General features: G+C 72.8%; 13 protein-coding genes. 3 read left to right on the top strand and 10 right to left on the bottom strand.

Annotated features, from left to right (window positions below; translation table 11 throughout):
* Nucleotides 1-93: 93 nt before the first annotated feature.
* Nucleotides 94-1,614 (top strand): alpha/beta fold hydrolase, encoded by a 1,521-nt coding sequence (locus ASD33_RS12595; RefSeq protein ID WP_056557939.1) that lies wholly within the window; start codon nucleotides 94-96, stop codon nucleotides 1,612-1,614.
* Between the two features lie 113 nt (nucleotides 1,615-1,727).
* Here ASD33_RS12595 and ASD33_RS12590 read toward each other — a convergent pair whose 3' ends face one another.
* From ASD33_RS12590 to ASD33_RS12570, 5 genes are read right to left on the bottom strand one after another with little or no spacing between them, the layout of a single operon-like run.
* Nucleotides 1,728-2,531, bottom strand: a complete 804-nt coding sequence (locus ASD33_RS12590; protein ID WP_056557993.1) for an ATP-binding cassette domain-containing protein — start codon at nucleotides 2,529-2,531, stop codon at nucleotides 1,728-1,730.
* A 5-nt stretch (nucleotides 2,532-2,536) separates the two neighbouring features.
* Entirely contained in the window at nucleotides 2,537-3,523 is a 987-nt protein-coding gene (locus tag ASD33_RS12585; RefSeq protein WP_056557991.1) for an ABC transporter ATP-binding protein, read from the bottom strand.
* Between the two features lie 5 nt (nucleotides 3,524-3,528).
* Nucleotides 3,529-4,404, bottom strand: coding sequence for an ABC transporter permease (locus tag ASD33_RS12580; RefSeq protein ID WP_056557937.1), 876 nt, complete (start codon nucleotides 4,402-4,404; stop codon nucleotides 3,529-3,531).
* Complete coding sequence (locus ASD33_RS12575; protein ID WP_056557935.1) at nucleotides 4,401-5,354, bottom strand: ABC transporter permease; 954 nt, start codon at nucleotides 5,352-5,354, stop codon at nucleotides 4,401-4,403. The genes ASD33_RS12580 and ASD33_RS12575 overlap by 4 nt, the downstream gene beginning before the upstream one ends.
* Entirely contained in the window at nucleotides 5,354-6,997 is a 1,644-nt protein-coding gene (locus ASD33_RS12570; RefSeq protein ID WP_056557934.1) for an ABC transporter substrate-binding protein, read from the bottom strand. Before ASD33_RS12570 ends, ASD33_RS12575 begins: the two co-directional genes overlap by 1 nt.
* Nucleotides 6,998-7,128: 131 nt before the next feature.
* Here ASD33_RS12570 and ASD33_RS12565 point away from each other — a divergent pair, with 131 nt between their 5' ends.
* Entirely contained in the window at nucleotides 7,129-8,211 is a 1,083-nt protein-coding gene (locus tag ASD33_RS12565; RefSeq protein WP_056557932.1) for a LacI family DNA-binding transcriptional regulator, read from the top strand.
* Here ASD33_RS12565 and ASD33_RS12560 read toward each other — a convergent pair.
* On the bottom strand, nucleotides 8,178-9,812 hold the full coding sequence (locus tag ASD33_RS12560; protein WP_056557930.1) for an amidohydrolase: 1,635 nt from the start codon (nucleotides 9,810-9,812) through the stop codon (nucleotides 8,178-8,180). The two genes, ASD33_RS12565 and ASD33_RS12560, sit on opposite strands and share 34 nt — an antisense overlap.
* A 95-nt stretch (nucleotides 9,813-9,907) precedes the next feature.
* Here ASD33_RS12560 and ASD33_RS12555 point away from each other — a divergent pair, with 95 nt between their 5' ends.
* The gene (locus ASD33_RS12555) at nucleotides 9,908-10,615 is read left to right on the top strand and encodes a TetR/AcrR family transcriptional regulator (protein WP_056557928.1); all 708 of its coding nucleotides are present in this window, start codon (nucleotides 9,908-9,910) and stop codon (nucleotides 10,613-10,615) included.
* A 216-nt stretch (nucleotides 10,616-10,831) separates the two neighbouring features.
* On the opposite strand, the gene ASD33_RS12550 is transcribed toward ASD33_RS12555, so the two are convergent.
* From ASD33_RS12550 to ASD33_RS12535, 4 genes are read right to left on the bottom strand one after another with little or no spacing between them, the layout of a single operon-like run.
* Complete coding sequence (locus tag ASD33_RS12550) at nucleotides 10,832-11,287, bottom strand: MaoC family dehydratase (RefSeq protein ID WP_056557926.1); 456 nt, start codon at nucleotides 11,285-11,287, stop codon at nucleotides 10,832-10,834.
* 31 nt (nucleotides 11,288-11,318) lie between these two features.
* A complete protein-coding gene (locus ASD33_RS12545; RefSeq protein WP_056557924.1) occupies nucleotides 11,319-12,839 on the bottom strand; it encodes a long-chain fatty acid--CoA ligase in 1,521 nt (506 codons plus the stop codon).
* A gap of 10 nt (nucleotides 12,840-12,849) precedes the next feature.
* A complete protein-coding gene (locus ASD33_RS12540; protein WP_199863519.1) occupies nucleotides 12,850-13,722 on the bottom strand; it encodes an amidohydrolase family protein in 873 nt (290 codons plus the stop codon).
* Between the two features lie 11 nt (nucleotides 13,723-13,733).
* Nucleotides 13,734-14,672, bottom strand: coding sequence for an SDR family oxidoreductase (locus ASD33_RS12535; protein ID WP_056557922.1), 939 nt, complete (start codon nucleotides 14,670-14,672; stop codon nucleotides 13,734-13,736).
* Nucleotides 14,673-14,814: the final 142 nt, after the last annotated feature.

The following is a 14,814-nucleotide window of genomic DNA, read 5'->3' as shown; positions in this document are numbered from 1 at the left end:
CACGGGGCCGCCGTCGCACCGGACTTGAATCTCCCGCAGGGGGAGTTCCTAGCGTGGCGGCACAACGACCCCTGATGTGCCGAGGAGACGACCATGACGGCGTTCGTGCTGGTGCCGGGCCCCTTCACCGGAGGCTGGGTGTGGGAGGAGGCGGCCGTCCTGCTGCGGGACGCGGGGGCCGAGGCGTACCCGGTGACCCTGCCCGGCCTCGGCGGGCGGCGGGCGGACACCGGTGCGGGAGCCGGTGTCGATCTGGAGGCGCACATCGAGGACCTCGTCCGGCTGGTCGACGGGATCGACGCGCCCGAGGTGGTTCTCGTGGGGCACGGCTACGGCCTGTTCCCGGTGTTCGGCGCCGCCGACCGGCGCGCAGGCCGCGTCGCCCGGATCGTCTCGATCGACACGGCCCTGCCCGAGAACGGTGCCGCCTGGGTGGACTCCGTACCCGACCCCGAGGTCCGCGCCCGGCTGGCCGAGGCGGCCCGCAGCGGCGAGGACGTCGCGACGGTCGCGCCGCCGCGGCCGGGCGACTGGGCGCGCTGGGGCAGTACCGAAGGGATTCCGGCCGGGGCGCTGGAACGGCTGGAGCGCCTCGCCGTGCCGCAGCCGGCCGGCACGCTCACCGGGCCGCTCCGGCTGACCGGAGCGGCGGCGGCGCTGCCGTCCACGGGTGTCCTGTGCACCGCGAACGGGGGAAGCGTCGACCTGGTGCGGATGCTGGTGGAGTCCGGGCCGCCGCAGTTCCTCGCGCTGGCCGACGAGCGGGTGCGCTTCCTGGAGGTCGACACCGGCCACTGGCCGATGCTCTCGGCCCCGGCCGTTCTCGCCGAGGCGCTGCTGCGCGCGGCGGCCGGGGAGGGGCACCGGGTGACCGCGCCGGAGGAGGTGCACGAACGGCCCGCGCACGACCTGCCGTTCCTCCTGGACGTGCCCGAGGGGCGCGGCGAACGCCGGGGCAGGTACGACCTCCACCTGCCGGACGCGGACGGGCCCCGGCCGGCCGTGGTCTTCGTGCACGGCGGGCCCGTCGCCCCCGACCAGCGGCCCACCCCGCGCGACACCCCGTTCTTCCTCGGGTACGGCCGCTACGCGGCGAGCCTGGGTGTGGTCGGCGTGACCCTGGACCACCGGCTGCACGGTCTCGCGGACTACCCGCTCGCCGCCGAGGACCTGGCCGAGGCCGTCGCGCTGGTGCGCGCCGACCCGAGGGTCGACGGGGACCGGATCGCGCTCTGGTTCTTCTCCACGGGCGGGCTGCTCGCGGCGGACTGGCTCGCCGCGCCCCCGCCCTGGCTGCGGTGCCTGGCCGCGACGTATCCCGCCCTGGCCCCGCTGCCCGGCTGGCGGACGGTCGATTCCCGCTTCCGCCCGGTGGACGCGCTCGGCACGGCCGCCGCGCCGCCGGTGGTGCTGACCCGGGCCGGACTCGAGCACCCGGCCTTCACGGCGACGGTCGAGGAGTTCCTGACCGCCGCCGTGAAGAACGGGACCGACGTCGAGATCGTCGACGTGCCGAACGGACACCACGGCTTCGAGGCGGTGGACCGCACCGAGGAGTCCCGCGCGGCCGTGGAGCGCGCGATGCGGGCCGTCCTCGACCGGCTGCGGGGCTGACCACCCCCGGCGGCCCGGCCGGCCCGCACCACCCCGACACCGGAACCGGCCGGAAGCGTCAGGCCCCGGCCGGTGTCAGTACGCCCCCAACGGGCGCGTCAGATAGCGCGTCGCTACGCTCCGTCCCCGCGCGTCCGCAGCCCTTCCGGGGACCAGCCTCGCCGCGGCACGGAGGCCAGGAGGAGCCGGGTGTACGGGTGCTCCGGGGCGTCCAGGACCCGGGAGGTCGAGCCCGCCTCCACCACCTGGCCGGACTTGAGCACCATGACCTCGTCCGCGATGTGCCGGACCACCGCCAGGTCGTGGGTGACGAAGAGGTAGCCGATGCCGGCCTCGCGGCGGATCGTGGCGAGCAGGTCCAGGATCTGGGCCTGGATCGACACGTCGAGCGCGGCGACCGCCTCGTCGAGCACGAGCACCCGGGGTTCCACGGCGAGGGCCCGCGCGATGGCGACCCGCTGCCGCTGACCGCCGGACAGGCCCCGGGGGAGGGCGCCCGCCTCGCGGGCACCGAGACCCACCTGGTCGAGGAGCTCGCCGACCCGCGCCTTGCGGGCCGCCGTGTCCAGCTCGGTGTGCAGGCGCAGCACCTCGTCCAGACAGCCGGACACGGTGATCCGGGGGTCGAGCGAGAGGTACGGGTCCTGGAACACCATCTGGATCTCGCGGGCCCTGGACAGCCGTTCGGCCCGGCCGCGGGGCCGCGTGGAGCGGTCCCGGCCGTCCAGGCGGACGCTGCCGCCGTCGGGGCGCTCCAGACCGACGAGCATCCGGACGGTCGTCGTCTTGCCGCTGCCGGACTCCCCGACGAGCGCCAGCGACCTGCCCGGCTCCAGCGTGAAGGACACGTCGTCGACCGCGGTGTGGTCGCCGTACCGCTTCCGCAGGCCCTCGACGACGAGGCCCTCCTTCGTCAACACGGTCACAGCGTGATCCCTTCGTCGGCGCGGTGGCAGGCGACGAATCCGTCGCCGTGCCGGGCGAGCGCGGGTGCCTCCTCGGTACATCGCGGCAGCGCGTGGGCGCAGCGCGCGGCGAAGGCGCAGCCGGGCGGCCGCTCGGCGAGGGACACGGGCCGGCCCGGGATGGGCCGGGGGGCCGGTGCGCCCGGCTCGATGCGCGGGGTGCAGCCGAGCAGCCCCGCGGTGTAGGGGTGCCGCGGCTGGTCGAACAGCTCGTCGGTGCCCCGGGTCTCGACGATCCGGCCGGCGTACATCACGTACACCCGGTCGCAGATCGCCGAGGCCAGCTCCAGGTCGTGGGTGACGAAGAGCAGCCCGGTGCCGCGCTCGGCGCGCATGCGGGTCAGGATCGCGATGATCTCGGCCTGCGTGGTGACGTCGAGGGCGGTGGTGGGCTCGTCGGCGACGAGCAGCGCCGGTTCGGCGGCGAGCGCGGCGGCGATGACCACCCGCTGGAGCATGCCGCCGGAGAACTCGTGCGGCCGGCGGCGCAGGGCGCCGCGCGGGTCGCGGATGCCGACGGCCTGGAGGAGCTCCTCGGCGCGGGCGGTGGCCTCGCCGGCCGGCGTCCCGGCGGCGCGCAGCCCTTCGGTGAGGAAGTCGCCGACCCGGCGCAGCGGGTTGACGGAGGCGCGCGGGTCCTGGAAGACCATCGCGACCTGCCGGGCCCGCGTCGCTGCCAGCTCCGTCCGGCTCATGCTGAGCACGTCCCGGCCGGCCACCTTGACCTGGCCGCTGGTGTGCGCGCCCGACGGCAGCAGTCCGAGGACGCTGCGGCAGGCCACCGACTTGCCGGAACCGGACTCGCCGACGAGGCCGACGGTCTCCCCGGGCCGGACGGTGAGCGAGACGCCGTCCAGGATGGGCCGGGCGGCGCGGTCGCCGTCCAGGCGGATCCCGAGGACCTCGATCTCCAGGACCGGTGCCCGGTCGTTCTGTTCTGTCATGGCGTTCACCGTTCCCGCCGAGCGATCCGGTCGGCGAGCCCCTCGCCGACGATGCCGAACGCCACCACGGCGAGCACGATGCACACCGAGGGGGCGAGGGCGGGCAGCATCGCCCCCTGCTGGACGGCCGACTGGCCTTCGTTGATCATGGCGCCCCAGTCGGCGGTCGGCGGCTGCACGCCGAAGCCGAGGAAGGAGAGCGCCGCCAGGTCCATCAGCGCGTAACCGAAGTTCATCGCGGACTGCGCGAAGACGGTGGGAGCGATGTTCGGCAGCAGGTGGCGCACGCAGACGGTCCAGCCGGACCAGCCCTGCACCCGGTACGCCTCGATGTACGGGCGGGCCTTCTCCTGCCGGGCGATCCCGCGGACCAGTCGGCCCACGTACGGGGTGTACGCCACCGCCATGGCGATCACCGGCGCGGTCATGCCGGAGCCGACGACCGAGACCAGCAGGATGGCGAGGAGCAGGCCGGGGATGGCGAAGATCATGTCCATCGAGCGGGAGAGGACAGAGTCCGCCCAGCCGCCCCGCCAGGCCGCCACGACGCCGAGCAGGGTGCCCAGCAGGGTGGACACGACGACGACGAGCAGAGGGCCGAGGAGTCCGGTCCGGGCGCCGTGCAGCAGCCGGGACAGGATGTCGCGGCCCGACTGGTCGGTGCCGAGGAGATGGGAGCCGCTGGTCCCGGTCAGGCTCGCCGACAGGTCCAGCGCCTCGGGGTCGTACGGGGCGAGGACGGGGGCGAACACGGCGACCAGGACGAGCGCGGCGAGCACCACGACCGAGAGGGTGAAGAGGGGGCCCTGCGACAGGAAGCGCAGGCCTCGCAGGCCGGGCCTGCGGTACGGCACCGGCGTGGCGGCGGTGGTGGTGGTCATGAGGAGCCTTCCCCGTGGAGTGAAAGCCGGGGGTCGATGAGAGGGGCGAGCAGGTCGACGACGAGGTTGACGAGGACGAACGCGGCCACGCTGAGCAGGGTGATCGCCTGGACGACGGCGAAGTCCTTGGCGGTGACCGACTGCACGAGCAGCGAGCCGAGGCCGGGCACGTCGAAGGCGGTCTCGACGATCGAGGTGCTGATGAGGAGTCCGGCGAGCATGGTGCCGCCGACGGTGACGACCGGGCCCAGCGCGTTCCGCAGCACGTGCCTGCGGATCACGGTCCGGCCGGCGACACCGCGGGCCCGGGACACCTCGACGTGCTCGCGGCCCAGCTCGTCGAGCATCGCCGAGCGGGTCACCCGGGCGAGCAGACCGGCGAAGGTCAGCGCCAGGGCGAAGGCGGGCAGCGTCAGGTGGTAGAGCCGCTCCGACAGGCCGGTGGGCGTGCCGCCAGGACCGGGGAACCAGCCCAGCTGGACCGAGAACAGCGAGACGAGCGCGATGGCGGTGACGAACGACGGGGTCGCCGTGGCGACGCCGGTGCCCATCAGCACCACCCGGTCCAGCGGGCCGGGCTTCAGCGCGGCGAGGATGCCGGCCGTCACACCGAGGACCGCGACGAGCACGGCCGCGTAGCCGACGAGCAGCGCGGTGCCGGTCAGACGCGAGCCGATCAGCTCGGCCACGTCCTGGTGGAACTGGGCGGAGGTGCCGAAGTCGCCGCGCAGGACGCCGCCGAGCCACTGCAGGTACTGCGAGGGCAACGAGTCGTCCAGGTGGTACTGGGACCGCAGGGCCTCCACCGCTTCGGGGGTCGCGGGGCGGCCGTGGAGCAGGAACGACACCGGGTCGCCGGGGGCCAGGTGGACGCTGCCGAAGACCACGAGAGAGGTCACGAACAGCACCGCCACCAGGCCCAGGAGCCGTCCGACGAGGTAGCGGGTCATTACTTCGCGGCCCCGATCGTCGCGGCCCACGGGTAGTAGAGCTGGGCGATGCCGGTGGGCGCGCCGGTGATCCGCTTGCCGAGGAAGACCGTGAAGGGGGCCTCGTACACGGGGATGATCGGGAGCTCGGCCATGGCTATGCGCTGGAGCTCGGCGGTCCGCTCCGCGCGGGCGGCGGGGTTCGGCTCGGAGTTGGCGCGGTCGAAGGCGACGTCGTACTCGGCGTTGGACCACTTGCCGTAGTTGCCGAAGTCCCCGGTGCGCAGGTACTGGTAGAACTCCAGCGGGTCGGGCGTGTTGTCGTACCCGTTGGTGACGACCAGGTCGAGGCCGGTGCGGGCGTTCGGGTCGACGAAGATGCTGCTGTACGCGTCCGGGGAGATGGACTTGAGCTCCACGGTCAGGCCGATCTGGCGGCCGGCGGCCTGCACGGCGTTGGCGACGACGCTGATCTCGGGGGAGAGGGTGCTGGTGGCCACGGTGAGCGTGCGGCCGGTGGCACCGGCCTCCTGGATGAGCTTCTTCGCGCCCTCGAGGTCGTAGACCGGCTCCGGCAGCGTGTCGTAGAGCGAGGCGGTCTTCTCGGGGGCCAGCGCCCAGGCGCCGCGCGCGGCGGGAGCCTTGGCGGGGACACCGACACCGCCGGCGGCGGCCTTGATGATGTTCTTCCGGTCCAGCGCCATCGAGAGGGCCTTGCGGACCCGGAGGTCACGGAGCGTGCCGTGGAAGTCGAGGACGGCGAGGTTCGACGCGGCGGTGTTGGGGCCGAAGAGGAGCGATCCCTTGTCGCTGGAGCGCAGCTGGCCGAAGGAGGAGGACGGCACCATGTAGCCGCCGTCGGCCGTGCCGGAGCGGAAGGCGTTGGCGCGGGCCGCGGCGTCCTCGATGAAGGTGAACTTCACGGCGGCCGACTTGGGAGCCAGCTTCGGGTCCCAGTAGGCGTCGTGCTTCTTGAGGGTGATGTCCGAGCCCTGCGACCACTTGTCGAGGGCGTACGGGCCGGTGCAGTTCACCCCGCCCTTGGGGGTGCCGTAGTCCTTGCCGGCCTTCGCGAGGTAGGCGGCGCTCTCGATGCTGCCGGGGGAGGCGGCCATCAGCTCGTTGAGCAGGACGTCGGCCTTGCCGAGGCGGAGCGTCACCTCCAGCGGGCCGGTCTTCTCGATCGCGTCGACGTTCTTGAAGACGGAGCCCCACGGGGAGCCGGTGGCCGGGTCCATCTGTCGCTTGAGCGAGGCGACGACGTCGTCCGCGGTCATGGTGGTGCCGTCGTGGAACTTCACCCCGGGGCGCAGCGTGTAGACGAGGGTGCGCGGGTCCGGCTGGGTGTACTTCAGGGCGAGACCGGGCTCGATCTTCATGTCGGGGGTGACACGGAAGAGCTGCTCGCACACGTTCGCCAGGACCGTGTTCGGCGGGTAGTCGTACGCGAGGGCGTAGTCGAGCGTGTACGGCTCGGCGTACAGCGACCAGGTGAACGAGTCCAGCTTGCCCTTGGCGGGGGGCGAGAGCGGGGTGACCTTGAAGTCGGCGCCGCTGCCGCCGCCGACGGTCGGCTGCTGCGTGGTGGCGCCGGAGCAGGCGGCGGTGGTGGCCGCGAGAGCGGCGGTACAGGCGAGAAGAGCGATGGCTCGGGGCATGCGCATGCAGACCCACCCCTTTACGGGTGTAGTGACGGGCGCTGGGGGATGGAGCGAGTATTGATGCGGGAACGTTCCCGCACAAGGGTTTGCGGGAACGGTTTTCCGCAGGTCGCGAGGGTGGCAACATCGTTTCCATGACTGATGTCCCACAGCCCGGAGGGCAGCCCTCGCCGCCCCTACCGCGCGTCCGCCTGATCGACGTCGCCCGCGAGGCGGGGCTGTCCAAGACGACCGTCTCGGCGGCGCTCAACGGCACCGGAAGGCTCTCTCCCGAGGTTCGGGAGAAGGCCCGCGACACCGCGCGCAGAATGGGCTACCGGCCCAACGCCACCGCGCGACACCTGCGCGCGGGACGGGCCCGGTTGATCGGATACGTGATCGGGGAGTTCGCGGACGCCCCGTGGAGCTTCCTCGAATCCCCGTACTTCGCCCGGCTGACCGCGGCGACCTCGGCGACCGCGCTGCGACGCGGCTACGCCGTGGTGCTGCTGCCCGCCGGCTCCCTGCAGAGCGAATGGGCCGACCTGTCGCTCGACGCGGTGATCGTCGCCGATCCCGTCGCCGACGACGCGGTCGTGGAGGACCTCATCGCCGCCCGCATCCCGGTCTTCAGCGACCGTTCGGTCGAAGGACGGCCGGGTGCGTACTGGATCGACGTCGACGCGGGCGCCGCCGTGCGCGGGGCCCTGGACCACCTCCGGGACCAGGGATCCCGGAGGCCGGTCCTCGTCGTGCCCGACAGCACCACCCGCTTCCACACCGAGGTCGTCGCCGCCCACCGCACCTGGTGCGCCGCGCACGGCCTGCCGGAGCGGGTCGTGCGCGTCGGCGCGGCGGGCAACGGGCACGTCGTACGGGCCGTGGAGACCGCCCTGGAAGGTGCCGGGGAGAACCGCCCCGACGCCCTCCTGGTCGTGGCCGAGGCGAGCCCGCCCCTCGTCCTGGAGGCGGCGCGCCGCCACGGGTACGAGGTTCCCGGCGACCTCCTCGTCGTCTGTGTGAGCGAGGACGTCACCGCCGAGCACACCGTGCCGGCCGTGACCACCCTGAGCCTGCGGCCCGAGGCGATCGCGGAGGCGGGCGTCGAGCACCTCGTGGCGGTCTTGGAACACGGCCACCGCGAGGTGCCCGGGGTGATCGTCCCGACCCGCCTCGACGTACGGGAGTCGTCGGTCCGGACCGGTCAGACGGAGTGCACGAGCCGTCCGCCGACGTAGGTCTGCTCGACCTTGGCCTCCGCGATCTCCTCCGGCGGCGCCGTGAGGATGTCGCGGTCCAGGACGACCAGGTCGGCGAGGTTGCCGGCCTGGAGGCTGCCCGTGTTGTCGAGACCGTTCACATGGGCGGTGCCCGCGGTGTAGGCGGCGAGCGCGGTGGCCAGGTCGAGGCGCTGCTCGGGGTAGAACACCCGCGGGTCGGTGGACTGGGGCTCGCGGCGGTTCACGGCCACGTGGATGCCCGCGATCGGGTCCGGGCTGCTGACCGGCCAGTCGCTGCCCGCGGCGAGCGTCGCGCCGGCCCGCAGCAGGTCGCCGAACGGGTACTGCCAGGCGGCGCGCTCCGGGCCGAGGAACGGAATGGTCAGCTCGTCCATCTGCGGCTCGTGCGCCGCCCACAGCGGCTGGATGTTCGCGATGGCGCCCAGCTGGGCGAAGCGCGCCAGGTCGTCGGGGTGGACCACCTGGAGGTGGGCCAGGTGGTGGCGGTTGCCGCGGCGCCCGTTGGCCGTCACGGCGGCCTCGATCGCGTTCAGGGCCTCCCGTACGGCCCGGTCGCCCAGGGCATGGAAGTGGACCTGGAAGTCGAGGGCGTCGAGCTCGGTCACATAGCCGCGCAGCGCCTCGGGGTCGACGAAGCTCAGACCGGAGTTGTCGGTGGCGCAGCCGCAGCCGTCCAGGTAGGGCGCGGTCATCGCGGCGGTGAAGTTCTCCGCCACGCCGTCCTGCATGATCTTGACCGTGCCCGCGCGGAACCGGCCGGTGTTGAGCTTCTCGCGGCGGGCGACCAGCTCGGGTATCTGCTCGGCGCCGCGCGCCCGGTCCCACCACAGCGCGCCGGTCACCCGGGCCGTGAGCGAACCGTCCAGAGCGGCCGCCACATAGGCGTCCGAGGGGTCCGGCTGGCCGTTGAGCGAGCCCAGCATGGCGTCCTGCCAGGCGGTGATGCCCAGCGAGTGCAGCAGCCGCTGCGCCCGCAGCAGCCCGGCGAGGCGGTCCTTCGGGGTGCTGGCCGGAACCAGCTTGGAGACCAGCGCCGTGGCGCCCTCCTGGAGCGTGCCGCTGGGGGTGCCGTCCGCCTCGCGCTCGATGCGGCCGTCGGCCGGGTCGGGGGTCTCGGCCGTGATGCCCGCCAGCTCCAGGGCCCGGGTGTTCGCCCAGGCGCCGTGGTGGTCGCGGTTCGACAGCAGCACCGGACGGTCGGGGACGACGGAGTCGAGCAGCTGCCGGGTCGGCAGCCCGCCCTCGAAGCTCTCCATCGACCAGCCGCCGCCGGTGATCCAGGTGCGGTCCGGGTGCGCGTCGGCGTAAGCGCGGATCAGGTTCAGGTAGTCGTCGACACCGACCGTCTCGGTCAGATCGCACTCGGCCAGTTCCACGCCGGCGAACACCGCGTGGACGTGGGCGTCCTGGAAGCCGGGGACCAGCAGCTTCCCCGTCAGGTCCACGACCTCGGTGCTCGGACCGATGAGCTCGCGCACCTCGTCGTGGCCCACGGCCACGATCCTGTCGCCGACGACGGCGAGGGAGGACGCCCGGGTACGGGCGGGGTCCGAGGTGAAGACGGGACCCCGGGTGAAGACCAGATCGGCCTTGGCCATGCGCATGCTCCAGAACGTGAGGCGGCGGTTGGTGTGGCGCCATGGAAGCGGGAAGACCGTTTACACGTCAATGGTGTTGACGTAAGGTCCCGGCCATGTCCGAACGTGTGGTTCCCGAAGGCAGCCGGCAGCGACGCCGGCCCACCAAGCAGGGTGCCGTCCTGTCCGAGCAGCTGATCGTCGACACGGCGCTGCGGCTGGTCGCCCAGCACGGCGCCGAGGCGCTGTCGGTACGGAGGCTGGGCGCGGCGCTCGGCGCCGACCCGAGCGCGCTGTACCGCTACTTCCGCAACACCGACGCCCTGCTGCTCGCCCTCGCGGACGAACTGATCGGCAGGGCGCAGGAGGGGTACGCGGAGACGGGGGACTGGAGGGAGGACCTGCGGTCGATGGGACTGCGGATCCACGCCCGCTATCTCTCGCACCCCCAGGCGGCGGTCCTGGCGGCGTATCGCACCACGGGACGCCGCCACGAGACCCAGGCCGTCGAGCGGATCCTCGGCATACTGCGCAAGGCGGGATTCCCGGACCCCGTCGCCGTACGGATCTACCACGCCTTCATCGATCAGGCCCTCGCCTTCGCGGCACAGGACGCCGCCGCGCTCGCCCTGCCGAAGGCGGCGAGGGAGGCGGACGAGACGGTCTGGCACGAGGTGTACGGCAGGCTGTCGCCGGACACCCATCCGCACATCGCCGCGACCTTCCCGCTGCTCGCCGCCGACATGGTCGGCAGCGGATACCCCTTCGCCCTGGAACTGATGCTGGGCGCGGTGGCGGCGCTGCTGCCGCCGGGGCGGGTGTGAGGAGGGGAATCCCCCTGAGGGCGCGACGGACCCTCGTGGCGCGACGGAACCCGAGGGCAGGACGGAACCCCGACGGCAGGACGGAACCCCGAAGGGCGCGACGGAACCCCGAAGGGCGCGACGGACCCCGAGGGCGCGACGGAACCCCGAAGGCACGAAGGAACCCCGAAGGGCGCGGCCGCGTCGCGCGGCCGCGCCTTCCGGGTTCCCGGTGGATCAGGCGAAGAAGCGGTACACCGCCTGCGCCACGCACGCCGGCTTGGCGACGCCGTCGATCTCCACGGTCAGGTCCACGACGACCTCCACCCCGCCCTTGACGTCCTCGACGGACACCACGCGGCCGTGCGTACGGATCTTCGAGCCGACGCGCACGGGGGAGGGGAAGCGGACCTTGTTCAGGCCGTAGTTGACGGCCATGGACACGCCCTCGACCTGGAGCAGCTCGCTCCACATCGGGATGAGCAGCGCGAGCGTCAGGTAGCCGTGGGCGATGGTGCCGCCGAACGGACCGGCCGCCGCACGCTCCGCGTCGACGTGGATCCACTGGTGGTCGTCGGTGGCGTCGGCGAAGGTGTCGACCCGCGGCTGGGCGATCTCGACCCAGGAGCTGTGGCCGAGGTCGGCGCCCGCCTGGGCCTTGATCTCGTCGATGCCGTGGACGGTGAGAGCCATGGTGGTACTCCTCAGAAGGATGGAGGGGATGTCAGGAGTCGCTGCCGTAGCGCGCCCGGATGGGGGCCTTGAGCAGCTTTCCGGTGGCGTTGCGGGGGAGGTCCGGTGCGAGGACCACGCTCTTGGGGATCTTGTAGCGGGCGAGCCGGGTCTCCAGATGGGCGATCAGCTCCTCGGCGGTGACGGTCGCTCCCGCCCGGGTGACGACGACGGCGCGCCCCACCTCGCCCCACCGGGCGTCCGGCACGCCGATGACGGCGGCCTCGGCGACGTCCGGGTGCCCGAGGAGGGCGTCCTCGACCTCGGCCGGGTAGATGTTCTCCCCACCCGAGATGATCATGTCCTTGAGGCGGTCGACGAGCCGTACGTACCCGTCCTCGTCGACCGTGGCGACATCGCCCGACCGGAAGCGCCCCCCGTCGCGGAAGGCCGCGGCGGTCGCCTCCGGAAGGTTCCAGTAGCCCGGGGTCACGTTCGGCCCCGCGACGACGACCTCGCCCTTCTCGCCGGGCCCCGCCTCCTCACCGGAGGGCAGCAGCACCTCGACGTCGGTGAAGAAGTGCGGAACGCCCGCCGAACCGGCGTGGCTCAGCGAGTCCGCCCGGTCCAGGATCAGGGCGCCCGGCGCGGTCTCCGTCATGCCGTACCCCTGGACGAAGGCGAGGCCCCGGTCCAGATAGGCGTGGGCGGTGCGGGTCGGCACCGGGGCGCCGCCGCAGAGCAGGGTGCGCAGACTGGTCAGGTCCGCGTCCGCCCACCCGGCGGTCGCCGCCATCGCGTCGAACATCGTCGGCACGCCGAACATGAAGGTCACCCGGTGCTGTGCCACGAGCCGCAGGGTGCGCTCCGCCTCGAAGGACTGCTCCAGAAGAACCGTGCCGCCCTTCAGGAGCACCGGCAGACAGCTCATGTTGAGGGCGCCGGTGTGGAAGAGCGGCGCGGCGACCAGGGCCACCTCGTCGCCGGCGAGATCCGTGTCCACGAGGACGTTGAGGCTGTTCCAGAGGATGTTGCCGTGGGTGAGCACGGCACCCTTGGAACGGCCGGTGGTACCCGAGGTGTACATGATGAGGCAGACGTCGTCGTGCCCCACCTCCTCGTCGATCGGCTCGTTGGACGACGCGGCGAGCAGCTCCTCGTACGAGGCCCCCGGCCCGCCGTCCACGGCGAGGACCGTGCCGACGCCGGCGCCCTCCACCAGTTCCCCCACCCGCTCGGGCGACTGCCCGGCGTGCACGAGGACGCTGCTGCCCGAGTCGGTCAGCTGGTGGAGCAGCTCCGGTACGGCGAGCCGGGTGTTGAGCGGGACGAACACCGCCCCCAGCAGGCCCGCCGCGAAGAGCGTCTCCAGGTAGGAGGGATGGTTGGGGCCGAGGAACGCCACGCGGTCGCCGTGTCCGATCCCGGCTCCCCGCAGGGTGTGGGCCAGCCGGGTGGAGCGGTCGTGGAGTGCGGCGTAGTCGATCGCGCGGCCCTCGTGCAGGAGAGCGGTGCGCCGGGGCGACCTGCGGTCGCGGCGTGCGGGCCACGAGCCGATGCCCTGGTTGCGCATGGAGTACCCCTCAGTTTCCGGTGATTCCGAGCAGCCTGGCCGCGTTCTCCTTGAGGATCTTCGGACGGACCTCGTCCTTGATCGGGAGCTCCGCGAAGTCGGCCAGCCAGCGGTCGGGTGCGAGCAGCGGGAAGTCGGAACCGAACAGCACCTTGTCCTTCAGGAGGCTGTTGGCGTATCGGACCAACTGCGGCGGGAAGTACTTCGGCGACCAGCCCGACAGGTCGATGTACACCTGCGGCTTGTGCGTGGCCACCGCGAGCGCCTCGTCCTGCCAGGGGAACGACGGGTGGGCGAGGACGATCCGCATCCCGGGGAAGTCCGCGGCGACGTCGTCCACGTCCATCGGGTTGGAGTACTTCAGCCGGATGCCACCGCCGCCGGGGGCGCCCGCGCCGATGCCCGTCTGCCCGGTGTGGAAGACCGCGATCGCGCCGGCCTCCTCGATCGCCTCGTACAGCGGGTACGCCATGCGGTCGTTCGGGTGGAAGGCCTGGATGTTCGGGTGGAACTTGAAGCCCTTGACCCCGAACTCCTCGACGAGCCGCCGGATCTGACGGACCGCCGCCTTCCCCTTGTACGGGTCGACCCCGGCGAACGGGATGATCACGTCGGGGTTGGCGAGGGCCGCCTCGGCGATCTCCTCGTTCGGCACCGGCGGGGTGCCGGTGGCCGACTCCGCGTCCACCGTGAAGACCACGCACGCCATCCGGCGCTCGCGGTAGTACGCGGCGATCTCCGGCAGTGTCGGGTGGCGGTGCTCCGCCTTGAAGTACGCGCCCGCCGCGGCGTCGAGCTCGGCGGAGAGCGAGGCCCCGCCCTTCTCGGACACCTCGGCGTGGGTGTGCATGTCGATGGCGACGAGCTCGTCGAGGTTCAGCATGCCGGGTCCCTTCACAGCTTGGGGGCGGGGATGCCGAAGGTCTCGGGCGTGCGCCCGACGGTCGTCGGCCAGGCGGCGGCGATGGCGTCGGCGCTCCAGCCCCCGTCGGCGTAGGCCACCGACACCTCCTGCGGGTGCGACCACAGGGCGAGCTTGTCGCCACCGATGCCGACGCACTGGCCGGTGATGCCGGCCGAGGCCTCCGAGGCGAGGAAGGTCACCAGGCCGGCGACGTCCTCGGGCGTGCCGAAGCCCTCGCCCTTGCGCAGGCTGTCGGGGAAGGCGATGCCCTCCTGCTCCAGGGCCTCGACGTGCGGGGCGAAGACGGGGATCGTCTTGGTCATCGCGGTCGCGGCGACCGGGATGACGGCGTTCGCCGTGATGCCGGCCTTCGCCAGCTCCATCGCCCAGGTGCGCACCATGGCGGCGATGCCGGCCTTGGCTGCGGCGTAGTTGGTCTGGCCGAAGTTGCCGCGCTGGCCGGCCGGGGAACCGGCGACCACGATCCGGCCGCCCTCGCCCTGGGCGCGCATGCGCTCGACGGCGGCGCGGACGCAGGTGAAGGTGCCGCGCAGGTGCACCTCGACGACGGTGTCGAAGTCGTCGTCGGTCATCTTCCAGAGCACGCGGTCCCGCAGGACGCCGGCGTTGGTGACCATGGCGTCGATGCGGCCGTAGCTGTCGACCGCGCGGGCGACGAGGGCCTCGGCGGCCTCGGTGGAGCCGACCGGCACGACCTCGGCGACGGCGCGGCCGCCGTCGGCGGTGATCAGGCGCACGGCGTCGGCGGCGGCCTCGGCGTCCACGTCGTTGACGACCACGGCGGCGCCGGCGGCGGCCAGCGAGCGGGCGTAGGCGAGACCGAGCCCGCGGCCGCTGCCGGTGACGACGGCGACCTTGCCGGTGAGGTCCACGCGGGCGGGGCGGGCCGAGAGATCCAGATCAGTCATGAGCGGGGGTCCTTCCGTAGGCCGGGTGCGGGGCGCGCGAGGAGCCGCGGCCAGGAACACGCACCGACGGCGCCAAAGCTAGGCACTTTCTCGTCTGCGGTCAATCAAGTGCCGAATATCGATGTTCGAGGGCGGTCTCCGC

The sequence above is a fragment of the Streptomyces sp. Root1304 genome, from assembly GCF_001426405.1.
In the GTDB taxonomy this organism is placed as follows: Bacteria; Actinomycetota; Actinomycetes; order Streptomycetales; family Streptomycetaceae; genus Streptomyces.
This window is presented reverse-complemented; position numbering and strand designations above follow the sequence as displayed.